The sequence below is a fragment of the Mesorhizobium sp. M0848 genome (assembly GCF_040319805.1).
Taxonomy (GTDB): domain Bacteria; phylum Pseudomonadota; class Alphaproteobacteria; order Rhizobiales; family Rhizobiaceae; genus Mesorhizobium.
Genome location: NZ_JAMYOM010000043.1, coordinates 12,096 through 37,933 on the forward strand (window position 1 = coordinate 12,096; position 25,838 = coordinate 37,933).

The window sequence follows — 25,838 nt, forward strand, 5'->3', positions numbered from 1 at the left end:
CTAGCCGCCCTGCATGGGCGAGAGGATTTCAATCCGGTCGCCGTCGTTCAACTGGAATTCCGCCCGGTTGGCTTTGTGCACGAGGTCATTGTTGACGGCGGTCGCGAGCCAATCGCCCTCATAGTCGAGCGCGGCAAGCAGCTCGGCCAGCGTGGTGGCGGCAACCTCATGCGCTTCGCCGTTGACCATCAGTTTCATGAGCAAGCTCCTTGGTTCTGTCTTGAGTGAAAACCAGGTCGGCAGCCTGGCGCGCCATGGCGGGAGCCAGGAGAAAACCGTGACGATAGAGCCCGTTGATCGCGATGATTTCACCCTTGGTTTCGACGCGCGGCAAGTTGTCGGCAAAGGCTGGGCGGACGCCGACACCGGTTTCAACGATCTCGGCCTCGCCAAAGGCCGGGTGGAGGGCATAGGCGGTACCCAGCAGCTCCATTATGGAACGCGCCGTCACCGGTCCGGCACTCTGGCTTTCAATCATCGTCGCTCCGATCATGAAACGGTGATCGGTGCGCGGCACGGCATAAAGCGGAAAGCGTGGATGAAGCAAACGGACCGGCCGCGACAGCGAGACATCAGGCGTGCGAAGAATCAGCATTTCGCCGCGAACACCGCGCAGCCTGTCATCGGCCGCTGCCATTCCCATACAGTCTATCTGACGGGCGAAACCCGAAACAGGCCGGGCGTCGCAGCCGAAGTGGAATTTGACACCCATGGTCGCAAGCTTGTCATGAAGTGCCGCCATCGCCGGGCGTGGGTCGAGGTGAGCCTCATCGGCGAACAGCAATCCGCGGCGGAAGCGGCCGGCTAAGTCGGGCTCCAGCAAGGCAATTTCATCTTCCTCGACGCGCCGATAGCCCGTCGTGCGGCTGGCGAACCGGTCGAGCTCGCCCGCATCGCGCGGCGCGGCCAAGACCAGCGTTCCCCGTCGTGCTACCAAGCCTGGCGTTGCGGCGTCCCACCAGTCGGCGGCGTCGCTTCCGAGATCCAGCACCGGCTGCTCGGCGCTTTCACGCTCGCACCACGGCGCCAACATGCCACCGGCGAACCACGACGCATTGCCCCCAAGGGCAGGCCTTGTCTCGGCAACGGTAACCGCCGCGCCGCGTGCGGCGAACTCGAAGGCGGCGGTGAGGCCAGCAACGCCCGCTCCTTTGACCAAGACCTTCATGATGGCTCACGTGGCTGAGGTATGAGCGGTGCCCCGGTCTCGTCCGCCGGCAGGTAGAGATCACCGCCCTCGCGGTATTTCGCCGCCATCGCCGCCATGCCCTCTTTCTGCGCCTCGGCACGGATGTCGTGAGAGATACGCATCGAGCAGAATTTCGGTCCGCACATCGAGCAGAAATGCGCCACCTTGTGCGCTTCCTTGGGCAAAGTCTGGTCGTGGAAGGACCGCGCCGTTTCCGGATCGAGCGACAGGTTGAACTGGTCCTCCCAGCGGAACTCGAAGCGCGCGCGGGAAAGCGCATCATCCCTGACTTTCGCTGCCGGATGGCCCTTCGCCAGGTCGGCGGCGTGGGCGGCGATCTTGTAGGTGATCACGCCGATCTTGACGTCGTTGCGATCGGGAAGGCCGAGATGCTCCTTGGGCGTGACGTAGCAGAGCATGGCGGTGCCGAACCAGCCGATCATCGCGGCGCCAATGCCTGAGGTGATGTGGTCATAGCCCGGCGCGATGTCGGTCGTCAGCGGTCCAAGCGTATAGAACGGCGCCTCGCCGCAGACGGCGAGTTGCTTGTCCATGTTCGCCTTGATTTTGTGCATCGGCACGTGGCCAGGCCCCTCGATCATCACCTGGCAATCCTTCGCCCAGGCGATCTGCGTCAGCTCGCCGAGCGTTTCCAACTCGGCGAACTGCGCCGCGTCGTTGGCATCGGCGATCGAGCCCGGACGAAGGCCGTCGCCGAGCGAGAAGGAGACGTCGTAGGCTCTGGCGATGTCGCAGATCTCCGCGAAGTGCTCGTAGAGGAAGCTCTCCCGGTGATGGTGCAGGCACCATTTGGCCATGATCGAGCCGCCGCGCGAGACGATACCCGTCACCCGGTCGACGGTCAGCGGGATGTAATGCAGCCGCACGCCGGCGTGGATGGTGAAATAGTCGACGCCTTGCTCGGCCTGTTCGATCAGCGTGTCGCGGTAGACCTCCCAGGTCAGATCCTCGGCAATGCCGCCGACCTTTTCGAGCGCCTGGTAGAGCGGCACCGTGCCGATCGGCACCGGCGCGTTGCGCACGATCCAGTCGCGGATGTTGTGGATGTTGCGGCCGGTCGACAGGTCCATCACCGTATCGGCGCCCCAGCGGATCGCCCACACCATCTTTTCGACCTCTTCCGCCATCGACGATGTGACGGCGGAGTTGCCGATATTGGCGTTGATCTTGACCAGGAAATTGCGGCCGATGATCATTGGCTCGCTCTCGGGATGGTTGATGTTGGCGGGGATGATCGCCCGTCCGCGCGCCACCTCGTCACGCACGAATTCGGGCGTGACGAAATCGGGCAGCGTCGCGCCGAAAGCCTCGCCGTCGCGCTCAAGCTTGCCGCGCAGGATCTCGCGACCAAGGTTCTCGCGGATGGCGACGAACTCCATTTCGGGTGTGATGATGCCGGCGCGCGCGTAGGCAAGCTGCGTCACCGCCTTGCCTGCTTTGGCCCTGAGCGGTCGGTGGCGGATGGGAAATTCTGGCGTCAGGCGTTCGCCCGTCGCGAATCCGTTGTCCTCCGGCCGGACATGGCGGCCGTCGCAGACCTCGACATCGCCGCGCGCCAAGATCCATTCGTGGCGAAGCCGGGCCAGGCCTTTTTCGATGCTGGTTTCGACAGCCGGATCGGTATAGGGGCCCGACGGATCGTAGACGGTGACGGGCGGTTCGCCGGCTGTCGGATGGACGGAGATTTCGCGCATCGGCACCCTGATCTGCGGGTGGATGGCACCGGGCTTGTGGATCTTACGCGAAGCAGGCAGCGGCCCCGTTGAGACGGCTGGGGTGAGGGCATTCATCTTGAGGCTCCTTTGCTCATGCATTGGAGACCCAGTTCTGTGCCGGAAGGATGAAAAGACGCTTCTGTCGACCTGCCGAAACAGGACCTCGGGCGTGAACTCCCGCAGAGCGCTTGCACCGTCCCTACGCCAGTATGAACTGGATCAGGTTCAACGGGTCACTGCGCCGCGAAAGCCAGCAGTATCTCAGCCCCTTGCCGGGACTCCCCTGGTGAATGCCTCAAGTTGAACGGGCCGGCGTTGTCTTGTCAAGCGCATGTTCGTCCTGCGGCGGCGGTGGGCGGCATTCAAATTGGGCCCAAATTGGGCCGACGGCCTCGCCATGGGTCGCGGAGAAGTTCCGCGGGAGACAAGGCAGGTGTGGCCAAAGCTGCATTTGCCTCGTCAAACTTGATGTGACATTGACGTAGACGGAACTGCTGCGTTTCAAGGATCTTAAGCCGTCAATGCCTGATCGGAACAGAACTGGTGGGCCGCCCGAACGCCCCACAAACATCGTGCTCTCGATCACCTCTTATTGTCGCCGGAAAAGGGGTGATCGACCATTCGATCAAGTCGACCGCTCGCTGAAGGGCGCCCTCGGTTTCAGCACGGCTGGGCGAAGTGGCAATGACATGTCCAATCCAGTCTCGGAAATCCCCCTTCCTGACGATCGGTGTCTTGGGTTCAACATTCAATTTGACCTCGGCCACACCTGATATAGCAGCTGCCTGAGTGTCGCCACCAATCCAGTCGAGGGTGCCATCTTGATCAGGAAGCAGGAATCGCGCGGCCGCAGTATGCGAATGCTTTTTGCGCAGATCCCATTCCTCGCCAATGACAAGCTTGATGTGCTCGGTGACGAGGTCGACACCGTAAGCTAACTGGACCAGTTGAGGGTCGGGCGCGCCACTAAGACGCGGATTGACTTCAATGACAACTGGACCGCGTTTCGTGCACCGGAGTTCAATGTTAGTTGGCCCCCAGCCAAGGCCGAGAGCCCGCAAACAGCTCAGCGAAACATCGGCGATGCGCTCACGCTCCTGATCGGTTAGCAGGGCCGGATACGTCACCTCACGTATGACGAAATGGGGGAGGGGACCAAAGTCATTGGCGCAAATCGCAACGACCTCATTCCCCATAACATTAATGCTATAGAACGGGCCCTGTGCGAATTCTTCGACGAGTATTTTCGGTGTAGACCGCCATATGTGCTTTCCGCCCAATAGATGGGTCGTATGTTCGGCTACGTCTTCGAGGCTGCGGCACAATCGGACACCCATGCTGCCGCTGCCTACTGCCGGCTTAAGAATCACGGGCAGGCCGATCTCTGCAGCCGAGCTTTCTACCTCCGCCGCATTCGCTGCCAACCGATAGGCCGGTATTGGAACGCCGGCCTGCGCGAGGAGTTGGCGTTGCTTGAATTTGTCGCAGCTTCGTTCAATCGATTCAGGGTTCGGTCCCGGTAGATCGAAATGCCGGCAAAGCTTGCCAACTGTCGCATAGATCGATTCATGGTCCCCGGCAAAGCCAGTAATGCCAGCAATGTCGTGGGTAGCACGCAGCCGCGAACTTTCGCGGACCAACGCTTCGAGATTGCCAGTGTCGACACGGATTGCCTCAACGTTTTCCGCCGAAAGATAGTCGTACCGAGGTGGATCAGCCGTCAGAGTAATTGGATGAAGACCAAGACACTGAGCCGCTTGGACGTATAGCTGACCAGTACCCCTATGGCCTTCGACCAATATGAGCGCTCTTCTTCTTACCATTGCTGTTAATCCCGATGTTGCGTGCTGGCGGCGGTCCGAGGGTACCGGTGTCACTTTTGTGGCCGTGCCGGACCTCAGACTCGGGGTGCCGTACCATTGTCAACGACTGACGGTTGTAAAAATCTTGTAAATTGATTTGAAGGATCTGTTGCAGCGTTTTTGATTAGGGCGGCGTCGGAGGCTTGCTCCGTTCAAACCAGGTTAGCTGGGGTTGGTGTGTGATCCCGTGGGCCTGGGCGTGACCTACCCCTCGGGTAGGGCACGCCAAGCCACATCAAACTCGCAGCACAAGAACATGCGCTCTGGTCATACCGGCTCATGGTGAGCCCTGAATCTGGAACCGGCCCGATGTGTAAGCAGCGAGTGACGGGGATGCCCGCCTCTTTCAGCAATCCGATTAAAAGTTTCGTTTTCCGGTGCAGATCAATTCGTTCTGAATCTGAATCGCGAAGATGGCGCAGCGCTGCCAGCGCACCAGCCGCTAGCGCTGGCGCAAGCGCCGTGGTGAAAATGAAACCGATCGAGAAGCTTCGTATGCTGTCAACAATGGAGGCAGGTCCGGTCACATAACCCCCCATCGAGCCGAACGCCTTACCTAGCGTCCCTTCGATGATGGTTGGACGATCCATGATGCCAAGTTCCGCGGCAATGCCGGCGCCTTTCGGACCGTACATTCCCGATGCATGAACTTCATCCAGAAACGTCATTGCGCCAAATTCGTCCGCCATGTCACAGATATCTTTGATCGGTGAAATGTCACCGTCCATTGAATATACCGATTCAAAAACAATGATCTTGGGTCTTGCAGGATTTACGCTGCGCAGAAGCTCCCGCAAATGCGCAACGTCGTTATGCTGGAAGACGCGCTTTTCGGCCCGGCTGTTGCGGCATCCACTAATAATTGAAGCGTGGTTGTGCGCGTCAGAAAATATAATTGTGTCCGGCATCAAAGATGCCAATGTACTCAATGATGAATCGTTTGAGCTGAAGCCGGAAACAAAAATCAATCCTGCTTCCTTGTTGTGGAAAGCTGCAAGCTCCCGCTCGAGCAACACGTGATAATGGTTGGTGCCACCAATGTTGCGGGATCCTCCCGATCCTGCGCCGTTGGCATCGATGGCGCGCTTCATTGCCGATAGCACTTTGGGGTGCTGCCCCATACCGAGATAATCATTAGTGCACCAAATGGTTATCTCTTTTCGGCCGTCGGGCCTATTGAGCCAGGCCTTTGGGAAGTTGCCAGACTGACGCTCCAGATCGGCAAATTCACGATACCCGCCACGGCCTTTGAGTTGCTCGATTCTTCCGGCGAAATACTGCACATAATCCAAATCAATCTCCTGTTGGGAAGCCGTTTTTCGGCGCGCTCAGTGCTGCTTCACAGCGCACCTGCGCCGGCCCATCGCGTCGCATCCCTCGACAAGCACCAGCAAGATTGGATTTCGACTACGCGCTTGATCTTGCGGGGGTTTCGGCCGCTCCAGCTAATTCGGGTAACGCGCCCCAAAGTGCAAGTGAAGAGAATGTTAAATCTATTTGTTACTGAAATGTCTGAAATTGCATGAGTGTCGCAAGCGATTTCATAATTCTGGCCAGTCGTCGTTCGATTCCTGTCGCGGCCTTGTCAGAGCTGCGCTCGGCGGGCTTTCGGGCCCGAGAGCCGCAATGCGCGAGGGCCGCGTCTTGTCGCGCAACAGCCCTTGAAGCCCTTCGGCGGCGAAACGCTCTGCAAACGCCATACGCAGCTTTTGGACGTGCTGGCCTGCCGGATCATCTTGACGGTGCCGACGTCATCGTCGGTCCAGCCGGTTCGGAGTCGCCTCAGAATCGGAAATTTCTGCCCATCAGACTGGAAATTGACATGTAAGCTTCCCGGCTCCTTCAGATGTCATCATCTCTCGCACACCAACTCATGCCACGCAGATGAGATCGCGCCTTTTTCTGTCGTCACATTCCATTGTCAGAATCGGAAAAGAAGGGTCTCCTTGTTTTTATATGAAACAAAATTTCACAAATAATTATGAAAACGGACATGTTTGCTGCAGACAATTAACGTGCACGTACTTGTCTGCCGCTGCATAACGAAATATAGGCAGCGATTATAACTTATAAACGTAGTGAAACGCGTAAATCGACATTTCCATAGAGCTGCAGCAGAGGCGAGGGGAGTCCCATGGGCCCTATGAAGATGCAGCCCGAGGAGATGGGCAGCCTGTCCGCGCGGATTTACAGCAAGGTGCGGGATGGCTTGATCATCGGCAATTTCGCGCCGGGCGATCGTCTCCTTATGCAGGATCTTGCCGGGCAGCTCGGAACCAGCATTACGCCGGTGCGCGAAGCCTGTCTGCGGCTCGTCAGCGAGCAGGCGCTCGAGTTGCGCTCCGGCAGGTTCGCCGCGGTGCCAGACCTCAGCCGCGCCCGCTACATTCAGATCAAGCTGATCCGCGTGGCACTTGAAGGGCTTGCGGCAGAACACGCTGCCGACCATTTTGCCCCCGCCGATCTCGAACAGCTTGAGACCTTCCGCGCCTCATTTGTAGAGAGCCATAAGGCCGGTAATATCAAGGAAGCGCGATCCTCCAATCGCGCTTTCCACTTCGGCGTCTACCGCCTGTCGCGTATGCCGATGCTGATCGGACAGATCGAAAGCATGTGGGCCTCGATGGGTCCAATCCTTAACGTTTACGATCGGGAAATTCCGCGCGGGTACACCGGCGCGGAAGAACATGACCATCTCATCGAGGCCTTGAGGACTGGCGACAGGAAGAGGGCCCGCGAGGCGATCGAGAACGACATCCAGCGAGGCTCACATGGTTTTCTGCGCTATTTCGACGAGCGCGGCTCCGGCTGAGCTGAATTGCCCTAAGCACCATCGATCTGCGCGACGCGCGGTGTGCGCAGGCCGGCTGTTTCCCCGCCGTCTACAGTCACCACCGTGCCGTTGACATAGCTCGATTGATTCGAAAGTAACCAAGCGACCACATCAGCGATCTCTTCAGGGGCACCGAAGCGGTTGGCAGGGATCCGCAGTTCGAGCTGCTTCTTGCGCAGTGCATCGCTTATGATGTTGCCCATCATGCGTGTTTCGATCTGGCCGGGGCAGACAGCGTTGAAGCGGATCTCCTCGCCGAACTCCAGCGCGAGGGCCTGCGTCAGCCCGATGACCGCGGCCTTTGAGGCGCAGTAGGCAGCGAGCCCTTCTTCGCCCGTCTTTCCGGCGATGCTGGCCATGTTGACGACTGAACCCCTCCCGAGCCGCAAGCCGTCCAGCGCATGACGGATGAAGAAAAAGACGCTGCGTGCATTAACCGCAAGGACCTCATCCCAATCGTCCTGGGTGGCGGTGGCGAAGGCAATGCGCTTCGACATGCCGGCATTGTTCACGAGCCCCGCGAGCCGGCCGTTGCCAAGTTCAAGCGCACGGTCGACGACACGGCGGCAATCGTCTTCACGGATAATGTCACCGGCAACGAACGTGACACCGTGATTGGCGCGTTCGAGCGCCGCGCCCGCTTCTGCATCTCGGCCGGTCGCCACCACTCTGGAACCGGCAGACGCAAGTTTCTCCACGCAGGCCCGCCCAATCCCGTGCGTGGCGCCTGTTACGATGATCATTCCAATTCACTCCATTACGTATTTGGCAACCGCACAGTTTGGGGGGCTCGCTTTTGGGCCAATCCCCGCCCCATCAAATCATGACGAACAACGTTGTCGTCACCTAGGATCAGTGGATCAATTGTGACGCAGGTTAAAGCCGGTGGACTGGCCCAAGCGCCGGGCCGTCGGCCCAACGGCTGGATTGGCGATACTGCGCATGTGGCCATGTCTTTCCTCGCGTGATGGGGTGTTCCCTAGAAGCGGAGCGATATGCGGGTGTGACGACCGATAAGGCGGACCGGCTATTCCGATAGGGACATGCATACTGTCGCATGACCGACTCGTCATCCCCGCAAGGCCAGTAATGCCAGAAGTGCTGCACAATACGCCAAGAACGCACACCGACCAATCAGTGTTTCGACTGTTCGCCGCACACGGGATCGGCCTCTCAGCTGGCAAAACCATGTCGCAATGGCTGGACGTGCATCGCGATTTGCGAGCCTGGTGACGCGGGACTTGCGCCGGCACGCCATCAAGGGAACCGGCCGCGACGGCTTGCCGGCGGAGGCTGTGCTGCCCTGCCCCTGCTCAAGCAGCACCACCCACTAAGCATCGGGAACCCGCGTTCCATTTAGAAGCCTCCACGTTGCGGGCCTTTGCCCGGCTGCCGGGAGAATGAAGTCGCAAGACAACACCCGCAATCCGGGCGCCGACCTCTAGGAAGAACTCAGGCTGGCAAGCGCCAGACGAGAGAAGTTGGAAAGCGGCACGGTCGTGCGCGGGGAACCGTCATTTCAACAATCATCCGACCGCAGCGTGTTATGGCACGCTGCGGTGCGGTTCAGCGCGGCTGTTGCAGCACGCGAATGCACTGGGCACATCTCCTCCCTAAAGACACTATGACGATTTGGTCGATAGCGAAGTGCGGCTGCTGACCAATGGCTCTGTATTCGAAGGCCACGCTGATCGCTTTGACTTATTCGCCGGCGCTTGATGTCAGGCAACTCGATCGACAAGCCGCATACCGGTCGGTCGCGAGGAAGCCCACATCGCCGCGGCCAGTTGCATGGCTGCTGTCTCCGACCTCGTCTTTCGTCAAATGGATTGTGATCCCGGTCGAGGCAGCGAAACCGCGATTGAAGACACTTTCCCGGCTGAGCACCGGCTAATGAAAACCCTATTGACTTATAACTTATAAGTAGTACGGTAGCGCTGTGAAAATGAACAACGGCGCGGATGGCCCTGAAGGCGAACTCGCCTAGACGGTACTACGATCCGCCAGCAAGCCTCTGCTCCCAAGGCAGACCGCGGAGCCGGCGAAATCGCCGGCTCCGGACCCGGGAACACACGAAAATGGGGAATCACATGACCAAGAATCACGCTTTCCGATCCATCCTCGCGGCGGCTTTCGTCACCGGCGTGGCCGTCCTGCCCAACGCCGCCCAGGCCAAGGATTGGTGGCCCTTCAAGATCAACGCGCCAAAGGCGGCGATCTGAAAAAAGTCGAGGCACTCGACTATGTGCCGCTGGAAAAGGCCGAGAAGCCTTGGAACCTGTGCGTCTTGTTTCCGCACCTCAAGGACAGCTACTGGGTCTCGGTCGACTATGGTATCGTTGAGGAAGCAAAGCGCCTGGGTGTCAAAGTGACGGTCCTGCAGGCTGGCGGCTATGACGCGCTGCCCAAGCAGCTGTCGCAATACGACGATTGCGTCGCATCCGGTGCCCAGAGTATCCTCGTCGCCGCCATCTCGGAAGCCGGTCTGGCGGCCAAGCTGAAGGAGGGCGACGCCAAGGGCCTTGTCCAGATCGCCGTCGCCAATCCCATTCTGGAAACTCCGATCACCGCGCGCATCACTCCCGATACCTACCAGAAGGGTTTTCAGGAGGGTGAGTACCTCAAGAAGTATCTCGGCGACAAAAAGACGACCGCGATCGGCCTGCCGGGTCCGCAGGGATCGGGTTGGGCGGAGAGCTATATGGCGGGCTTTCGCGACAGCATCAAAACCGGCAACATCAAGCTCGCGGCCGAGCTCTATGGTGAGCCCGGCGTTCCGCAAAGCCTGCGCCTCATCGAGGACGCCCTGCAGACCTATCCCGATCTCAATGTCATCTGGGGCGGGGCTGCTGCGGCGGAAGCGGCCGTCAGCGCCGTCGCCGACGCTGGCCGCGACGATGTCGTGATCATGTCGTCTTACGAGAACCAGACGATGCTGAAGCTGGTCAAGGAAGGCAAGGTGCTTGGCTTTGCCGCCGAGTATCCGGTGATGATGGGCCGCATCAGCGTCGACCTCGCGGTGCGCGCCTTGGAAAAGAAGGACTATGAGAAGGTTCTGCTGGTCGCGCCGGGTATCGTGACCAAGGACAACGTCGACAAAATCGACCCGACGCAGATTTTCGCGCCCGATGGGTGGAAGCCTGAATTTTCGGTACAATAGCCACATCTTCGATGGGCGGTAGACCTCGGCCTTGGCCTGCCGCCCGTTTTGCTTCGAGTTCGGTGGTGTCAGCGATGCTTGAACTTACGCGTATGACGAAGCGTTTCGGGGGTGTGGTGGCGCTTGACGGCGTCGACTTCTCGCTGTTGAGCGGTGAGGTCCATGCCCTTCTCGGTGAAAACGGCGCCGGCAAGTCGACGCTCATCAACCTGATAGCGGGAACGTATGGCTGGACCGAAGGCTCGTGCCGTATCGACGGCCAAACCGTTTCCGCGCTGACCCCACAGAAATCCCGCGATGCCGGCGTCGCGGCAGTGTTCCAGGAATTTAGTCTCGTCCCCGACCTCACGGTCGAGGAGAACCTGTTTCTTGGACGCGAGTTGAAAGGGCGGCTTTTCCTGAACCGGCGCGCGATGCGCGCCCGCGCCGAGGAACGCTTCCGCGAAATTGGCTTTCACGTCGAGCTGGACAGCAAGATCGAAACGCTGACCCGGGCGCAAAAGCAGATGGTCGAGATTGCCAAAGGCATGCTTTCGGATGCCAAGATACTCATCCTGGACGAACCGACCGCGTCGCTCACCGACGGTGAAGCGGAAAAACTTTTCGCCGCCATCGCGGGTCTCAAGGCCCGGGGCGTCGGCATTATCTATGTGTCGCACCGCATGGCCGAGATCCGTCGGCTCGCGGATCGTGTCACGGTGCTGCGAGGAGGGCGTAAGATCGATACCGTGGCCATCGCCGCGGCATCCGATGCTGCGCTCATTGAGATGATGGTCGGCCAGCCGGTCGAGCGAATCTACCCGTCAATCAGCCAGCGCCCCGCCGAGGTCGTGCTGGCGACCAGAGGGCTGCGTGTCTCCGGTAGCGTGTCAGATGCCTCCATCACGGTCAGGGCTGGAGAAATCGTCGGCCTGGCGGGCCTGGTTGGCTGCGGTCGTAGCGAACTTTGCCGGGCCGTGTTCGGCCTGGAGCGGGTGACGTCCGGTGAGATCGAACTCCATGGCGCGGTGGTAAGAGCGCCAGTCCCGCACGGCATGTTGCGTGCTGGACTTTGTTACTATCCAGCTGATCGCGGCGCCGAGGGACTGGCGCTTGGCCGTCCGGGCCGCGAGAACGTGACCATGGCCGCGCTTGACGACCCGAGACTGTCCCACGCCGGACTGCTCAAGTCATGGCGCGAGCGCCGGGCGATAGCCGGGCCGCTGAAGACACTGGGTTTGCGACCTATGGCGCCGGAACGCGCGGCGTCGTCGTTTTCGGGAGGAAACCAGCAGAAACTCGTGCTGGCGCGCGGTCTGATGCGCCCAGTCTCGGTCCATATTTTCGATGAACCGACGGTTGGCATCGACGTCGGCGCCAAAAGCGAGGTCTACCGGCTTATGAAAAGCCTGGTGGAGAATGGCGCGGCCATTCTGCTGTCATCGTCCGAACTGCCGGAGCTCGTTCACCTGGCCAACCGCGTCTACGTCATGCGTGAAGGGCGCATAGTCGCCGAACTCAAAGCCGACGGCATCACCGAAGCCTCCGTGCTGCGTCACTATTTCGACGCCCAAACCGGCGCCACGGAGGCAGCATGAGCCCTGACATGCTGCGGCGCCGTTTTCTGGAAACAGGCGGGATCGTCATCCTGCTTCTGGTCGCGGTCGCGGCGGCGGCCGCGATCATCGAACCGCGTTTTCTGAACCGCCTGAACATCCTCAACGTCCTGCGCAATTTCTCCTTCCTGGCGGTTCCGGCGATCGGCCAGATGATCGTCATGACCACCGGTGGTTTTGATCTGTCGGTCGGCGCCACGATGGCGTTGGCGTCCGTGGTCACGGCCGCGGCGATGGCCGCGATGCCCGACGCGGATGGGCTCCAGCTGCTGGTACCGGTGGCGCTGGCCTTGGCCAGCGGCGCCTGTGTTGGCCTGGTAAACGGAACGCTGGTGGCGCGGCTTTCCCTATCACCTTTCATGGTGACGTTGGCATCGTTGTCGATCGTCGCGGGAATTACGCTCTATTACACGCAGGGTATCCCGATCTATGGCGTTTCCGACGCCTTCGTCGATGCCATCGGGCGAGGGCAGGTGCTTGGCCTGCCGCCGGTCTTGCTGCTGGCGATCGTGGTGATCGCCATCGCCATCATTCTGCAGCGTCGGACCGCGCTCGGGCGCCACTTCTACGCCGTCGGCGGCAATGTCGGCGCCGCCCGGCTGTCGGGAGTGCGCACACACCGTGTGCTGATAACCGCCTATGTGCTCTCCGGTTTTCTGGCCGCGCTCACCGGTGTGCTGATCACCGCTCGCATCGGTTCTGGCCAGTCGACGATCGGCGGGACGCTGGGACTGGAGACGATCGCAGCGGCGGTGATCGGCGGCGTTTCATTGCGCGGTGGCTCAGGCCGCGCCGAGAACGTCGCCATGGCGGCGCTGTGCCTCTCAATCATCGCCAATGCGATGAACCTCACGCAGATCGACAGCAAATTCCAGACGCTGGTTCTCGGTTCCGTGCTCATCGGCGCACTGGCTTTCGACCGAATTGTTCAGGGGAGGCGGGCCAATGTCTGATCGTCCAGACATGGCGGCTCCGGTTGTTCTTGACCGCGCTCGCCCGGACATCCGCCAGTTCGCGGCGCAGGCCAAGCTGCCGGGGCTCGTATTCCTGGCCCTGCTAGTTCTCGGTCTGCTCGACCCGCGCATCGTTTCAAGCGGCAATCTCTGGAACATCGCGATCCAGACCAGCTATCTCGCACTCTTCGCCATGGCGCAGACCATGGTGCTGCTGACGCGCGGCTTCGACCTGTCGCTTGGTTTTACTGTCTCGCTCGTCAGCGTCATATCGGCGATGGTGATGACCGGAACCGGCGATATGCCCATCCTGTGGGGAATCGCCGCCGGCCTCGGCGTCGGGCTGCTGATCGGCGGGCTGAACGGCTTCCTCATCGCCGGTATCGGCATCAATCCACTCGTGACGACGCTCGGCATGGCCAACATTGTCATGGCGCTGGCGGCAACCGTCAGCGGCGGCTTTCCCGTGCCGGGCATTCCCGAAGCCTTCACGGAGGCCTTGGCGGAGGGACGGGTGATCGGCATTCCGGTGCCCATCGTGTTCGCCGCGCTGTGTTTCGCACTGCTGTTCCTGGTCCTGCGCTTCACCGTGTTCGGCCGCGGCCTGTATCTCATCGGTGCCAACCCGCGCGCGGCGAAGGCGGCGGGCGTTCGCACCGGACGTGTCGTTGCGATCGACTACGTGGTCTGCTCGCTGCTGGCCGCGATTGGCGCCATGCTGCTCACCGCGCGCACCGGGTCGGGCGAGCCCAACCTTGGCGGCAACCTGACCCTGGAATCGATAGCGGCGGCGGTGGTCGGTGGCGTGCGGCTGACCGGCGGCGAGGGAGGCGTCACGGCGGCTCTGCTCGGTGCCCTGTTCATCACGGTCATTTCCAACGCCATGAATCTCATGCAGGTCGACGGCTATCTGCAGCAGGTTCTTTTGGGCCTCATCATTCTGGCCAGCCTGATACTGGGCCGCGATCACAAGAAACGCTAACAGCTTCGGACCTTAAATGGCTTATCAAGTCTGCATCGATATCGGCGGAACCTTCACCGATTGCCTGGTTTCCGAGCCCGGTGGGAAAATCTCGATCTTCAAATCGCCCACCACGCCCGGCGAATTCGAGAAGGGATTCATCAACGTGCTGCACGTGGCGGCGGCCGGATACGGGCTCGATCCCGCGACGTTCATGACCAAGATCGACTTGATCGTACACGGCTCGACCGTCTCGACCAACGCGCTGGTCGAGCGCAAGACCGTCAAGGTCGGATTGATCCTCAACGAAGGACATCAGGACATCCTCGTCCTGCGCGAGGGGCCGCGCAAGGGCGCCTTCCAGTGGCGGCTCGACTATCCCGAGCCCTATGTCCCGCGCCACCTGACGAAGACGGCGCGGGGCCGCGTCGATGCGCGCGGGCGGGAGCTCACGCCTCTGTCGAGATCCGATGTCGAGGCGGCGATAGCCGACTTCCGGCGCTATGGGGTCGAAGCGATAGCGGTCGGTCTGCTTTGGTCGGTCGTCAATCCCATCCATGAAACAACGGTGCGCGATATCATCGCGCAGGCATGGCCGGAGATCCCGGTCACGCTTAGCCATGAAGTCAATCCGATGTCGCGCGAGTACAAGCGCATCATCGCGGCCGCTATCGACGCGTCGATCAATCCGATCGTGCGCACCTACATCGAGGACTTGCGGCAAGCACTTTCGCAGGCGGGTTTCCAGGGCGAGCTGCTGCTCGCCAACTGCGTCGGTGGAATGATGCCTCCCGCCGAGATGCTGCGGCGGCCAATCTACAGCGTCATGTCGGGGCCGACGCTGGCGCCGATGGCCGCGCTGGCGCTGAGCGACGAAGCCAACGTCATCGTCGGTGACATGGGCGGCACCACCTTCGACGTCTCGGCTTTGCGTGACCACCAGATCATCGTCACCCCGGACAGCATGATCCACGACGACTCGCTGGGGATCGCGAAAGTCGATGTGAGATCGGTTGGCGCCGGCGGCGGGTCGATTGCCTGGGTCGACGATGGCGGCCTGCTTCGTGTCGGGCCGCAAAGCGCTGGCGCGCGGCCGGGGCCGGCATGCTACGGAGCGGGCGGCACCGCGCCGACGGTCACCGACGCCAATGTCGTGCTCGGCATCATTGACCCGGATTATTTTCTCGGCGGCCGGATCAAGATCAGCCGCGATCTGGCCGAGAAAGCGGTCGCGAGCATCGCGACGCGGCTCGGCATCCCGCTGCTCGACGCGGCTTACGCCATCCAGACCACCAGCAACCACAACATGGTCGGGGCCATCGAGGAAATCACCATTCGCGAGGGCATAAACCCACGCGACAGTTTCTTTGTCTGCGGCGGCGGCGCGACCGCCATCCACATCGCCGAGATGGCCGACATATTGGGCTTGAAACGCTACATGATCCCGCGCTTCATGGCCGGGCTGAGCGCGTTCGGCGGGTTGATCTCTGATATCACGCGCGAGGAAAGCGCGGTTTTCCTGACCTCGACCCGGCGCTTCGACGCCGCCGGCGTCTCCGACATCCTGGCGCGGTTGAAGGTGTCGGGCGAAGCATTCCTCGAACAGGCCGGCGTTGAGCCCGAGCTGCGGCGTTTCGAGTTCTCCTTTCTTGGTCGCTACGAGTACCAGTCCTGGGAGATCGAGGTCCATTTCGAGGCCAATGAGGCGCGCCTCGAAGCGGAAAAACTCCCAAGTCTCGTCGAAGCGTTTCATCAGATGCACGAACGCATCTATTCGATCAGATCCGACCGCGACATTGTCGAATTCACCAACTGGAAGCTGCGCGCGGTGGGCAAGCGGGCCAATCAGGATGCTTGGAAGGATTTCAGGCTGGCCGACCAGGCGACGGCGCCGGTCGCCAAGACCCATCGGTCAGCTTATTTGCACGAAACCCGGGGGACGAGCTCTCTGCCTGTTTACGACATGGACCAGCTGGGCGCGGGGGCGGCGCTTGATGGGCCATGCCTGGTTGAGGCGACGACGTTCACCGCCTTCCTGAAGGACGGACATCGCGGGCGCGTGGACCCGCAAGGCAACATTGTCGTGACAGTCGATTGAGACTCAAACCTTCCCGAACAAGGCATCGTAAAATGAATTCACCTGTCATTCGCCTGGAGACGCCAACGCGCCGCGTCGATCCGTTCCTGATGTCGGTTCTCAAAAGCCGGTTCGAGGCGGTGGTGCGGGAAATGACGCTGGTCGTGATGCGGGCCAGCCGCTCAGCGGTGATCAAGAACGCCCGCGACCTGAGCTGTGCGATCCTGACCTATGATCACCGCCTCGTTTCCACCGAGGACGCGCTGCCGATCCACGTCATGTCGATGGATCTGGCGACCCGTCCGATAACGGAGTTGTTCGACGATATCGCCGACGGCGACATCTTCCTCAACAACTGCCCATACACTGGCGGCACCCATCATGCCGACCTGATCATGGCGATGCCGATCTTTTTCGACGGCAAGCCGCTGTTCTGGGCCGTGGCGCTTTCCCATCACGCCGATACTGGCGCGCCGACACCTTCGACCTATCTGCCATTTGCCAAGAACGTTTATGAGGAAGGGATCCACTTTCCCTGCGTGCGTGTGGTCGAACAGCACCGGGAGAAGCAGGACATCCTGCGCATCGGCATGATGCGCAACCGTGTTCCAGACATCTGGCTGGGCGACGTGCGAGCCCAGATCGGCGCCTGCAGGACCGGTCGACGCCGTCTCTTGGAACTGCTTGAAAAATACGGCCGCGACACGCTGCTGGATTTCGTCGAGGACTGGTTCGACTACGGTGCGCGTCGCGCCATGGCCGAGATCGCCAAATTGCCGAAGGGCAAGTTCTCCTACGAGGTCCGCCATGACCCGGTCCCCGGCGTGGCGGAGGAGGGCATCCCGGTCCGGATCACCATCGATGTCGACCCTGAAGCCGGCGAGATCACGGTCGACGTGCGTGACAACATGGATAACGTCCCTGGCGGTCTCAACCTGTCGGAAAACACCTGCACGGGCTCGTGCCGCATTGGCGTCTTCAACAATCTCGACGACGGCATCCCGCACAACGAGGGCGCCAAGAGCCGGATCAAGGTGTTGATGCGGGAGGGAAGCGTGGTTGGCAAGCCCCGCTACCCAGTAGGCACCTCGGTGGCGACCACCAATGTCAACGACCGGTTGATCATCGCCGGCAATTGCGTGTTCTCGACGATGGGAGAACCCTATGGCCAGGCCGAGAGCGGCTCGCACCTGCCGGCGGGGATCGGGGTGATTTCGGGCAAGGATCCGTTCAAGGACGGGCAGCCCTACGTCAACCAGGTCTTCATTGGCTACGCCGGCGGCGGCGCGCGTCACGGCTATGACGGCTGGTTGACATATTGCGGGCCGGCGAATGGCGGCCTGATCGCGCTGGATTCCGTGGAAGTGGACGAATCCATGTATCCCATCATCATTGAATCGCGCGGCGTGGTGGCGGATACCCAAGGCATTGGCGAGTTCGAGGGCGCTCCCGCGGTGGGCGGTGTCTTCTATCCCGTCGACCACGAGATGACACTGGTCTACTCGGCCGATGGCACAACCTTTCCGCCGCGTGGCGTGCTGGGCGGCGGTGACGCCAAAGCAAGTCGCAGTGCCAAGCGCGGCACGGATGGCAAGCTGGTGGAATTGCCGGCCTTCCATGAGGAGGCGTGCCGCGCCGGCGAGCGCATCGAGTTCGTTGCCTGTGGCGGCGGCGGCTACGGCGACCCGACCAAGCGCGATGTCCGCCGTGTCGCGGCCAGCGTTGGCCGCGGCTGGCTAACAAGCGAAGCGGCTCGCAAGTCCTACAAGGTTGCCCTGGTGCTGGACGCCGAGCAGGGCGTCTGGGCCGTCGACCAGGATGCCACCGCGCGCCTTCGGGCGGCCTGAGCCAGCGCGAAGAGAGGTCGCCAGCAAATGACCGGCGGCTTCGATCACGCCCGCTTGGCGGCCGCGTCCTGCTCGTCGAAATACCGCAACAGGTTCATGCCACCGCGCACGATGTCGCGTTCGATCGCCTTACGCGCCACCTTCTTGTTGCGGGTCCGGAACGCTTCGATCAGCGTCTCGTGCTCCTCCGCGCCGATGTAATCGTTCTCGGCCTGCAGATAATACACGTTAAGGATAGGGCCCATCGAGACCCACAGGCTTTCGATCTGCGCGATCAGCATATCCATCTTGGACAGGCGGTAGACGCCGAAGTGGAATTCACGATTGGCGCGACGGGCGCGGTCAGCATCGCCGGACGTTTCGCCGGCCACGAAATCGCGATGGATCTCGACCAGTTTTGCAATGTCCTTCTCCGAAACATGCTCAACGGCGAGTTCGGCCGCTAGTCCCTCGAGCGCGATGCGAATGAGCCGGACCTGCCAGTAACGCGACCGGGTCAGCTCTGGAACGGTGATGAACCGCCCTGACCGCAGTTCCAGCGCCTGCTCGCTGACGAGCCTGAAACAGGCCTCGCGCACAGGCGTGACGCTGGTGCCCAGCCGTTGCGCCAGATCCTGCATCAACAGTCTTTCGCCGGGCCGGAAATTGCCGGCGATCAGGGCTTCGCGCAGCGAGATATAAGTTCTCGCCGACAGACTGCCTTGCTCGATTGGCTGCATCGTGCTCATGGTCCACCGCTGCAATCTTGGCCGCACCGAATCGACAACGGATAGTGCGAGACGCTCTTATATCCTATAAGTCCGTTGCGAAACATGGCTAGGAGCTGGCGGGTTTCCCAGCGGAGAGCTTGCGCAGGATTGTCTCGATGATATCCAGCGATTTCTCGACTGTCGCCCGGTCATGGCTCCCTGACAGGTAGAGACGCTTGAGCGGAAGCGGCTGGCCGATCAGCCGGTTCGCCACCATCTCTCTGCGGAATGCAAGATCGAAAACATCGTCGTTGCCCAGCAAGTCCTGGTAGTCGCGGTAAGGACCGCTGAGGAAATAGATCAGCCAGACCGAGCCAAACCCGGCGCTCTGCGCGGGCAGGCCGAGGCGATCGATAATGCCATCCAGCTGCGTGCGCATGAAAGCGCCGAGGGCAAACAGGCGGTCGTAGAAGCCTGGTTTCGACAGCTCCTCAATCGTCGCCTGCATGGCGGCGAGCGTCGACGGCGTGCCGTTGAAAGTACCGCCCATGAACACGGATCCTTCCCCGGTCCGGCCGACGAGCGCCATGAGATCGCGACGACCGGCCACCACGCCAACGGGATAGCCTGACGAGGCCGCCTTGCCGAAGGTCGCGAGATCAGGCGTGACGTCGGCGATCGACTGATAGCCGCCGAGCGCGTGGCGAAAGCCGGTGATGACCTCGTCGAAGATCAGCACGACACCATGATCGCTGGTCAGGCGACGCAGCTCGCGCAGGAAAACATCCGTCGCGATCACCGACCCCATATTGTGAGCGATTGGCTCGATGATGATCGCCGCGACATCGCCTGGATTGGCCTTGAGATAATCCTCGACGGCGCCGGCATCGTTGTAAGGCAGCACGATGGTGTGACGGGCGGCATCCTCGAGGATGCCAGCACTGATGGGATCGTACTTGCCGATCGCCTGCGCGTGCGACTGTACGTTCATGGCGACATAGTCGTGCCAGCCATGATAGCCGCCTTGGAACTTGATGATGCGCTTGCGACCGGTGGCGGCGCGGGCAAGGCGCAGGGCGTGATAGGTCGCCTCCGATCCGGAATTGCAGAAGGCGACGAGATCCGCGCAAGGGATGCAGTCGACCAGCGCCTCCGCCACCTCGATCTCCAGCCGCATCGTTCCCGCACCGACAAGATCGATATCCTGCGTGACCGCAGCGATGCGTTCGCGCACCGCCGGATGACAGTGGCCAAGCACGTTGGCGCCGAAGCCGCAATGGAAGTCGGTGTACTGGTGTCCGTCGACGTCGTAGAGAAACGCACCCTGCGCCCGGGCAAATACATGCGGCGCGCCGAGCCTGCGGCTCGGGCTGAGCAATCCGCCCGGCATCACCGCACCGGCGCGCTCAATGAGTCGGGCGGTGTTATTCTGATCGGTCATCGGAATGTCCGTGCATGGCTATGGTCCGCCGGCTCAGCCGAGGGCTTCAAGAACGGTGGCCTCGATTCCCGCCGCGTCCAGCCGGTAGTGCTTGTAGAGATGCGTTGGCGGCGCAATCAGGCTGTATTCGTCGCGGATGCCATGGCGTATCAACCGTGCCGGGCTGCCCGCCTCCGCCAGGATTTCCGCCACGGCGCCGCCCAGACCGCCCAGGATATTGTGTTCCTCGATGGTTAGAATGAAGCGGGAGTGAGCCGCGGCCGAGAGCACTGCCTTCGTATCCATTGGCTTCACCGTATGCATGTCGATCAGTCCGACGGATTTGCCCGCCGCGCGCAGCGCGCGGTAAGCCTCCCTTGAGGGATGGACCATCGAGCCACAGGCGATGATGGTCAGGTCCGATCCTTCGCCGTGAACGATCGCCTTGCCGAACTGGAAGTCGACGCCGTCGTCTTCATAGACCAGCGGTTCCTGGCCGCGGCCAATGCGGAAGTAGATTGGCTGGGCATGATTGACAGACGCCTTGACGGCGGCCGCCAGTTGCGGGCCGTCAGCCGGCGCGACGACCGTGAGGTCGGCGATGCTTCGCATGATGGCAAGATCTTCCGTCGCATGGTGGGAGGTGCCGTAGAAGCCGAGTGAAATACCGGCATGATGACCGATCAGCCGCACCGGCAGAGCCGAATAGGCGACGTCGGTTCTGATCTGTTCGCAGCACAGCAGCGCCAGGAAAGAAGCGAATGTAGCGACGAACGGCATGGCGCCTGTGCTGGCCATGCCGGCAGCAGCCGAAACCATGTTCTGCTCGGAAATGCCAAATTGCGTGAAGCGTTCGGGAAAGCGTTGCGCGAACCGCACCAGCCCGTTGGAATATTGAAGGTCGGCCGTACCGGCCACGACCGGATAACCGTCTTCGACCAGATCAATGAGCGCGTTGGCCAGATAACTCAGGCCAGGCGCACGCGCGTTGATCTGGCGGTACTGCCAGGAGTTGGTATCGATCGGGCCGTTCATTGTGTTTTGCCTCCACGCTTGATCTCTTCGGCGGCCAAGGCCTCGTCCGATGGCGCGAGATAGCCCAGATGCCAGCCGGGTTCGGTTTCCATGTAACCAACGCCCTTGCCTTTGGAGGTCTTGGCAATGATGCAGACGGGCCGGGTGCGGTCTGCCTCGGCCTTCAACTGTCGCAGCAGCGTCGCGAGAGCGACGACGTCGTGCCCATCGACCTCGTGCACCTGCCAGCCGAACGCCGCCCATTTGTCGGCCAACGGTTCGATGCCGATGATGTCGTCGACCTGCCCGTCGAGCTGGTATCCGTTGCGGTCGACGATGGCGATCAGATTGCCGGCCTTATGGTGGGCGGCGGAGAGCGCCGCTTCCCAGACCTGGCCCTCCTGCATCTCGCCGTCACCGAGCAGGACATAGACATCGAAGCGCCGGTTGGCCGCACGGCCGCCAAGCACCATGCCGAGGCCGCCGGACAGGGCATGGCCGATCGAGCCGGAGCTGAAATCGACGCCGGGCACCTTGCGCATGTCGGGATGATCGCCAAGCGGATTGCCGAGCCGGGTGTAGCCATCGAGGACGTCCTTGGAGAAGAAGCCCCAGTCGACCAGCAGCGGGTAAAGGCCGACCGCGGCATGTCCCTTGCCCATCAGGAAGCGGTCGCGATCCGGCCATTGCGGCTCGCCGCGCCTCAGCCGCATCGCATCGTAGTAGAGCGTGGCGAATATTTCCGCGCAGGAGAACACCGACGAATAGTGGCCCACCTTGGCGATCTGGATGAGGCGCAGCGTCTCGAGCCGGACGAACTCTGCCCTGTCGCGCAACAGGGCGATCCGCTCCGCGTCGGGTGGCAGGGTGTTGTTTGAAGGAGTGGGTGCGTTGGCCATTGGACGTCACTCTCAGGATCATTTTTTCTCGACAACTTATAAGTTATAAGATATTCCTCGCCGAAGCAACCGCCTATCTGGTCGCAAGGAGAATTTTGATGAACAACGAATCGCGCGTGCTGGACATGGCCAGGCACTTTCATTCCCAAACGGATCCACGCCTGCATGAGGATCATGGTCCGTTGACGATCGTGGCCGGCGAAGGCGCGACCGTCACGGATGACGCGGGCAACCGCTATATCGAGGGCATGGGCGGACTCTGGTGTGCCTCGCTCGGCTTCAGCGACAGCCGGCTGGCCGCCGCTGCTGACCGCCAGATGCGCAAGCTCGCCGTCTATCACACCTTCAATCACCGCTCGAATGAGCCCACCGTCGAACTCGTTGAACAGCTTACCGCGTTGGCGCCGTTCGACCACGCGCGCGTCTTTCTGGTCGGCTCCGGTTCGGAAGCCAATGACACGATGGTCAAGCTCGCCTGGTATTACCAGGCCGCGCGGGGACGTCCGGAGAAACGCAAGATCATCAGCAGGTTTGGCGCCTTCCACGGCAGTACGATCATGGGCGCGGCGCTGAGTGGGCTGCCGCACATGCACAAGTCCTTCAACCTGCCGCCGCTTCCCGTCATATTCGCCGCGCGGCCGTTCCACTATCTCGACGGTCTGCCGGGCGAGGCGGAGCATGACTACGCCACGCGCCTGGCCCAGGAACTCGAGGCCCTGATCCTGGCGGAGGGGCCAGAGACGATTGCCGCGATGATCGCAGAGCCAGTCATGGGCGCCGGCGGCGTGCTGGTACCGCCGGAGAATTATTTTCCAAAGGTTCAGGCGGTGCTGCGCAAATACGACATTCTGATGCTGGCCGACGAGGTGGTCTGCGGTTTCGGACGCACCGGAAATTGGTTCGGCAGCCAGACTTTTGGCATGGAACCGGACATGCTGTCGGTCGCCAAGGGGCTTTCATCCGGTCATCTGCCCATTGGCGGCGTCATTATCTCCGACAAGGTCTACCAGTGCGTCGCCGACGAGGCCCACAAGGTCGGCGTGTTCGGCCACGGTTTCACCTATTCCGGCCATCCGGTGACAGCCGCCGTCGCCGCCGAGGCGATCAGGATCTACCGCGAGATCGATCTCGTGAGCCAGGCGCGCCGTCTCGGCGATTATCTGCATGCAGCGCTCGCGGACGCGCTCAACGACCATACACTGGTCGGCGAGGTCCGCGGCCGCGGTTTTATAGCGGGGATCCAGATCGTCGAGGATCGCGCCACCCGTCGCGCCTTTGCGCCGGAGCTGCGAATTGGCACCGATGTCGAGCGGCGGTGCCGCGAGCACGGAGTCATGATCCGCAACATGGGCGACGTGCTGGCAATCTGCCCGCCCTACGTCATCGCCCCTAAAGAGATCGATTACATGGTTGATGGCATTCGCGCGGCTCTTGATGAGACCGCGGCGGCCCATGCGCGGACTGACCAGTCGGCATGAACCCGCCCGGCGTGCGGCGAGACGTCGCTGGAGGGGCCGGCCGCGCGAAAGGCGCTTGGGCAAGCGCGAGCCGCAGCCAGCATACAGGATCCTGATTGTCTTATCCGAACGGAGGCCAGACCATGCTTCAGAAAACCAGCCATTTCATGCGCCAGGCCAATCTCATCAACGGCGAATGGGTGCAGGCCGACAGCGGCCAGACGGTCGACGTCAACAACCCGGCCACCGGTCTCAAGATCGGCACCGTGCCGAAGTCGGGCAAAGCCGAGACCCGCCGCGCCATCGAAGCCGCCGCGGAAGCTTTCAAGACCTGGCGCAAGACGACCGCGCTCGAGCGCTCGAAGCTGCTGCGCAAGCTGCACGACGCGATGATGGACAATCAGGACGTGCTGGCCGAACTGCTGACCATCGAGCAGGGCAAGTCGCTGTTCGAATCGAAGGGCGAGATTGGCTCTGCCGCGGCCTACATATTGTGGTTCGCCGAGGAAGGCCGCCGCACCTATGGCGACGTGGTGCCGTCGCCGTGGGCGGATCGCCGTATCCTGGTGACCAAGGAACCGGTCGGCGTCATCGCCGCCATCACGCCGTGGAATTTCCCGTCCTCGATGCTGGCCCGCAAGCTCGGCCCGGCGCTCGCCGCCGGCTGCACCGCAGTGGTCAAGCCGGCCTCGCAGACGCCATATTCGGGCCTCGCCTGGGGTGCGCTCGCAGAGGAGGTCGGCTTCCCCAAGGGCGTCGTCAACATCCTGACCGGTTCGGCAAGCGAGATCGGCGACGAGATCTGCGCCAATCCGCTGGTGTCGAAGATCACCTTCACCGGATCGACGGAAGTCGGCAAGCTTCTCATCCAGAAGTCGTCGGTCACCGTCAAGAAAGTGTCGATGGAACTCGGTGGCAACGCGCCGTTCATTGTCTTCGATGACACCGACCTCGAGCGTGCGGTCGCCGGTGCGATCACCGCCAAGTATCGCAATTCCGGCCAGACCTGCGTCTGCACCAACCGCTTCCTTGTCCAGGCTGGTGTCTATGACAAGTTCGTCGAGAAGCTCGCTGCCGCCAGCAATGGGCTGAAGGTCGGCTCCGGCCTCGAGGACGGCGTGCAGCAGGGGCCGCTGATCGACGAGAAGGCGGTCGAGAAGGTCGAAGAACTGATCGCCGACGCCACATCCAAGGGCGGCAAGATCGTTGCCGGCGGCAAGCGCCATGCGCTCGGCGGCTCGTTCTTCCAGCCGACCGTCATCGCCAACGCGACACCCAATATGCGCTTCATGAAGGAAGAGATCTTTGGGCCGGTCGCCCCGGTGTTCAAGTTCGAGACCGAAGAGGAAGCGATAGCGCTCGCCAACGACACCGAATTCGGCCTCGCCTGCTATTTCTACACCGGCGATCTCGGCCGCGCCTTCCGCGTCATGGAAGGGCTGAAATACGGCATGGTCGGCGTCAATGAAGGCCTCATCACCACGCCGGAGGCACCCTTCGGCGGCGTCAAGGAATCCGGCCTCGGCAAGGAAGGCGGACATCAGGGCATCGAGGATTACCTCGACACCAAATATGTCTGCATCGGCGGCCTCGGCTCTAGTGCGCCGGCTTTTCCCGCGTCTCAGAACGCGGAATGACGAACCCGCGGGTGATCCGGTGAAAATCTTTCCGGTTCCGAGGAGAAGTGACCTAAGATCGTGAGCGCCCTATGCTCTTACGTTTCCGGAAAAAGCTTCGGAAACAGCGCGTCCAGAGCGTCCGCCGGAAAGCGTAGGGACACTGGGCCCTTTGGCGTTTCCCACGCCAATAGTCCGAGCGCGATTACGTCATTGAACACTCGACGCGCCGTACGTTCGGGTAGTCCGCTAATACGGGATGCCTCGCCGCGGTCAAACTCACCGCGCGTGAGCGCTTCCTCCACGAGGCGGCCGGCTTCGGGCTTCAGACCACTGCGCTCCACATGCCGATACAGCCGCTTGGCCAACGTGTCGAGATCGAACAGTCCGGTCATGAAGCTCACCTGATCGATACACGCCTGCAGGAACCATAAGGTAAAATCGCCGAGTGCGCGTTCGGAGAGGTTGCCACGTCCGTCGAGATCACCCTGGCGGGGCATATCGGCATGATCCATCATGCTCTTGTAATC

Annotated in this window: 21 protein-coding genes, 1 pseudogene and 1 riboswitch; of the genes and pseudogenes, 11 read left to right on the forward strand and 11 right to left on the reverse strand. The window is 61.5% G+C overall.

Features of this window, described 5'->3' with window-relative positions; genetic code table 11:
* The 5 genes from thiS to hemA all read right to left on the reverse strand — a co-directional run bounded on the left by thiS (position 1) and on the right by hemA (position 6,070).
* Positions 1–198, reverse strand: coding sequence for a sulfur carrier protein ThiS (gene thiS, locus NKH95_RS31840; RefSeq protein WP_023685606.1), 198 nt, complete (start codon positions 196–198; stop codon positions 1–3).
* Positions 167–1,168, reverse strand: a complete 1,002-nt coding sequence (thiO, locus tag NKH95_RS31845; RefSeq protein WP_352538813.1) for a glycine oxidase ThiO — start codon at positions 1,166–1,168, stop codon at positions 167–169. The genes thiS and thiO overlap by 32 nt, the downstream gene beginning before the upstream one ends.
* Positions 1,165–3,000 carry a phosphomethylpyrimidine synthase ThiC gene (gene thiC, locus NKH95_RS31850; protein ID WP_352558838.1) on the reverse strand — a complete coding sequence of 612 codons (1,836 nt, stop codon included), beginning with the start codon at positions 2,998–3,000 and terminating at the stop codon, positions 1,165–1,167. Before thiC ends, thiO begins: the two co-directional genes overlap by 4 nt.
* Positions 3,001–3,103: 103 nt before the next feature.
* Positions 3,104–3,220, reverse strand: a riboswitch (TPP riboswitch).
* Between the two features lie 223 nt (positions 3,221–3,443).
* Positions 3,444–4,748: an ATP-grasp domain-containing protein gene (locus NKH95_RS31855; protein WP_352558836.1), complete on the reverse strand. Its 1,305-nt coding sequence runs from the start codon at positions 4,746–4,748 to the stop codon at positions 3,444–3,446.
* A 191-nt stretch (positions 4,749–4,939) separates the two neighbouring features.
* Positions 4,940–6,070 carry a 5-aminolevulinate synthase gene (gene hemA / locus NKH95_RS31860; RefSeq protein ID WP_502895401.1) on the reverse strand — a complete coding sequence of 377 codons (1,131 nt, stop codon included), beginning with the start codon at positions 6,068–6,070 and terminating at the stop codon, positions 4,940–4,942.
* 860 nt (positions 6,071–6,930) lie between these two features.
* Between hemA and NKH95_RS31865 the strand changes: the two genes are divergently transcribed.
* Positions 6,931–7,599 (forward strand): GntR family transcriptional regulator, encoded by a 669-nt coding sequence (locus NKH95_RS31865; protein ID WP_352538810.1) that lies wholly within the window; start codon positions 6,931–6,933, stop codon positions 7,597–7,599.
* Between the two features lie 11 nt (positions 7,600–7,610).
* Here NKH95_RS31865 and NKH95_RS31870 read toward each other — a convergent pair whose 3' ends face one another.
* Complete coding sequence (locus NKH95_RS31870; RefSeq protein ID WP_286461381.1) at positions 7,611–8,363, reverse strand: SDR family NAD(P)-dependent oxidoreductase; 753 nt, start codon at positions 8,361–8,363, stop codon at positions 7,611–7,613.
* 365 nt (positions 8,364–8,728) lie between these two features.
* On the opposite strand from NKH95_RS31870, the pseudogene NKH95_RS31875 reads away from it, so the two are divergent.
* The 8 genes and pseudogenes from NKH95_RS31875 to NKH95_RS31910 all read left to right on the forward strand — a co-directional run.
* Positions 8,729–9,234 (forward strand): annotated as a pseudogene (locus NKH95_RS31875) (ISNCY family transposase); the annotation flags it as partial.
* A gap of 476 nt (positions 9,235–9,710) precedes the next feature.
* On the forward strand, positions 9,711–9,842 hold the full coding sequence (locus NKH95_RS31880; RefSeq protein ID WP_352894370.1) for a hypothetical protein: 132 nt from the start codon (positions 9,711–9,713) through the stop codon (positions 9,840–9,842).
* Positions 9,803–10,780 (forward strand): TMAO reductase system periplasmic protein TorT, encoded by a 978-nt coding sequence (torT, locus tag NKH95_RS31885; RefSeq protein ID WP_352894372.1) that lies wholly within the window; start codon positions 9,803–9,805, stop codon positions 10,778–10,780. The genes NKH95_RS31880 and torT overlap by 40 nt, the downstream gene beginning before the upstream one ends.
* A gap of 74 nt (positions 10,781–10,854) precedes the next feature.
* On the forward strand, positions 10,855–12,357 hold the full coding sequence (locus tag NKH95_RS31890) for a sugar ABC transporter ATP-binding protein (RefSeq protein ID WP_352760697.1): 1,503 nt from the start codon (positions 10,855–10,857) through the stop codon (positions 12,355–12,357).
* Positions 12,354–13,328 (forward strand): ABC transporter permease, encoded by a 975-nt coding sequence (locus NKH95_RS31895; protein ID WP_352443110.1) that lies wholly within the window; start codon positions 12,354–12,356, stop codon positions 13,326–13,328. Before NKH95_RS31890 ends, NKH95_RS31895 begins: the two co-directional genes overlap by 4 nt.
* Positions 13,321–14,310 (forward strand): ABC transporter permease, encoded by a 990-nt coding sequence (locus NKH95_RS31900; RefSeq protein ID WP_352443109.1) that lies wholly within the window; start codon positions 13,321–13,323, stop codon positions 14,308–14,310. Before NKH95_RS31895 ends, NKH95_RS31900 begins: the two co-directional genes overlap by 8 nt.
* 16 nt (positions 14,311–14,326) lie before the next feature.
* Complete coding sequence (locus NKH95_RS31905; RefSeq protein WP_352538807.1) at positions 14,327–16,387, forward strand: hydantoinase/oxoprolinase family protein; 2,061 nt, start codon at positions 14,327–14,329, stop codon at positions 16,385–16,387.
* A gap of 32 nt (positions 16,388–16,419) precedes the next feature.
* Positions 16,420–18,213: a hydantoinase B/oxoprolinase family protein gene (locus NKH95_RS31910; protein ID WP_023768620.1), complete on the forward strand. Its 1,794-nt coding sequence runs from the start codon at positions 16,420–16,422 to the stop codon at positions 18,211–18,213.
* Positions 18,214–18,257: 44 nt separating this feature from the next.
* Here NKH95_RS31910 and NKH95_RS31915 read toward each other — a convergent pair whose 3' ends face one another.
* The 4 genes from NKH95_RS31915 to NKH95_RS31930 form a co-directional block, all read right to left on the reverse strand.
* On the reverse strand, positions 18,258–18,941 hold the full coding sequence (locus NKH95_RS31915) for a GntR family transcriptional regulator (protein WP_023737066.1): 684 nt from the start codon (positions 18,939–18,941) through the stop codon (positions 18,258–18,260).
* A gap of 88 nt (positions 18,942–19,029) precedes the next feature.
* Positions 19,030–20,343 carry an aspartate aminotransferase family protein gene (locus tag NKH95_RS31920; protein WP_023768619.1) on the reverse strand — a complete coding sequence of 438 codons (1,314 nt, stop codon included), beginning with the start codon at positions 20,341–20,343 and terminating at the stop codon, positions 19,030–19,032.
* A gap of 33 nt (positions 20,344–20,376) precedes the next feature.
* The gene (locus tag NKH95_RS31925; RefSeq protein ID WP_023747620.1) at positions 20,377–21,357 is read right to left on the reverse strand and encodes a transketolase family protein; all 981 of its coding nucleotides are present in this window, start codon (positions 21,355–21,357) and stop codon (positions 20,377–20,379) included.
* Positions 21,354–22,172 carry a transketolase gene (locus NKH95_RS31930; protein WP_245263162.1) on the reverse strand — a complete coding sequence of 273 codons (819 nt, stop codon included), beginning with the start codon at positions 22,170–22,172 and terminating at the stop codon, positions 21,354–21,356. Before NKH95_RS31930 ends, NKH95_RS31925 begins: the two co-directional genes overlap by 4 nt.
* A 161-nt stretch (positions 22,173–22,333) precedes the next feature.
* Between NKH95_RS31930 and NKH95_RS31935 the strand changes: the two genes are divergently transcribed.
* Both NKH95_RS31935 and NKH95_RS31940 read left to right on the forward strand, forming a co-directional pair.
* Entirely contained in the window at positions 22,334–23,713 is a 1,380-nt protein-coding gene (locus NKH95_RS31935) for an aminotransferase (protein WP_352793957.1), read from the forward strand.
* Between the two features lie 122 nt (positions 23,714–23,835).
* Complete coding sequence (locus NKH95_RS31940) at positions 23,836–25,329, forward strand: NAD-dependent succinate-semialdehyde dehydrogenase (protein ID WP_023768617.1); 1,494 nt, start codon at positions 23,836–23,838, stop codon at positions 25,327–25,329.
* A 77-nt stretch (positions 25,330–25,406) separates the two neighbouring features.
* On the opposite strand, the gene NKH95_RS31945 is transcribed toward NKH95_RS31940, so the two are convergent.
* Positions 25,407–25,826 carry a Fic family protein gene (locus NKH95_RS31945; RefSeq protein ID WP_352894379.1) on the reverse strand — a complete coding sequence of 140 codons (420 nt, stop codon included), beginning with the start codon at positions 25,824–25,826 and terminating at the stop codon, positions 25,407–25,409.
* Between the last annotated feature and the right edge of the window lie 12 nt (positions 25,827–25,838).

What these genes read in the sequence shown, in the direction of transcription:
- thiS (WP_023685606.1), bottom strand. Translation starts at nt 198, where the DNA reads ATGAAACTGATGGTCAACGGCGAAGCGCATGAGGTTGCCGCCACCACG.
- NKH95_RS31865 (WP_352538810.1), top strand. Translation starts at nt 6,931, where the DNA reads ATGAAGATGCAGCCCGAGGAGATGGGCAGCCTGTCCGCGCGGATTTAC.
- NKH95_RS31855 (WP_352558836.1), bottom strand. Translation starts at nt 4,748, where the DNA reads ATGGTAAGAAGAAGAGCGCTCATATTGGTCGAAGGCCATAGGGGTACT.
- NKH95_RS31900 (WP_352443109.1), top strand. Translation starts at nt 13,321, where the DNA reads ATGTCTGATCGTCCAGACATGGCGGCTCCGGTTGTTCTTGACCGCGCT.
- NKH95_RS31945 (WP_352894379.1), bottom strand. Translation starts at nt 25,826, where the DNA reads ATGATGGATCATGCCGATATGCCCCGCCAGGGTGATCTCGACGGACGT.
- NKH95_RS31895 (WP_352443110.1), top strand. Translation starts at nt 12,354, where the DNA reads ATGAGCCCTGACATGCTGCGGCGCCGTTTTCTGGAAACAGGCGGGATC.
- NKH95_RS31870 (WP_286461381.1), bottom strand. Translation starts at nt 8,363, where the DNA reads ATGATCATCGTAACAGGCGCCACGCACGGGATTGGGCGGGCCTGCGTG.
- NKH95_RS31925 (WP_023747620.1), bottom strand. Translation starts at nt 21,357, where the DNA reads ATGAACGGCCCGATCGATACCAACTCCTGGCAGTACCGCCAGATCAAC.
- NKH95_RS31910 (WP_023768620.1), top strand. Translation starts at nt 16,420, where the DNA reads ATGAATTCACCTGTCATTCGCCTGGAGACGCCAACGCGCCGCGTCGAT.
- NKH95_RS31915 (WP_023737066.1), bottom strand. Translation starts at nt 18,941, where the DNA reads ATGAGCACGATGCAGCCAATCGAGCAAGGCAGTCTGTCGGCGAGAACT.
- NKH95_RS31880 (WP_352894370.1), top strand. Translation starts at nt 9,711, where the DNA reads ATGACCAAGAATCACGCTTTCCGATCCATCCTCGCGGCGGCTTTCGTC.
- NKH95_RS31940 (WP_023768617.1), top strand. Translation starts at nt 23,836, where the DNA reads ATGCTTCAGAAAACCAGCCATTTCATGCGCCAGGCCAATCTCATCAAC.
- NKH95_RS31890 (WP_352760697.1), top strand. Translation starts at nt 10,855, where the DNA reads ATGCTTGAACTTACGCGTATGACGAAGCGTTTCGGGGGTGTGGTGGCG.
- NKH95_RS31920 (WP_023768619.1), bottom strand. Translation starts at nt 20,343, where the DNA reads ATGACCGATCAGAATAACACCGCCCGACTCATTGAGCGCGCCGGTGCG.
- NKH95_RS31935 (WP_352793957.1), top strand. Translation starts at nt 22,334, where the DNA reads ATGAACAACGAATCGCGCGTGCTGGACATGGCCAGGCACTTTCATTCC.
- thiO (WP_352538813.1), bottom strand. Translation starts at nt 1,168, where the DNA reads ATGAAGGTCTTGGTCAAAGGAGCGGGCGTTGCTGGCCTCACCGCCGCC.
- thiC (WP_352558838.1), bottom strand. Translation starts at nt 3,000, where the DNA reads ATGAATGCCCTCACCCCAGCCGTCTCAACGGGGCCGCTGCCTGCTTCG.
- NKH95_RS31905 (WP_352538807.1), top strand. Translation starts at nt 14,327, where the DNA reads ATGGCTTATCAAGTCTGCATCGATATCGGCGGAACCTTCACCGATTGC.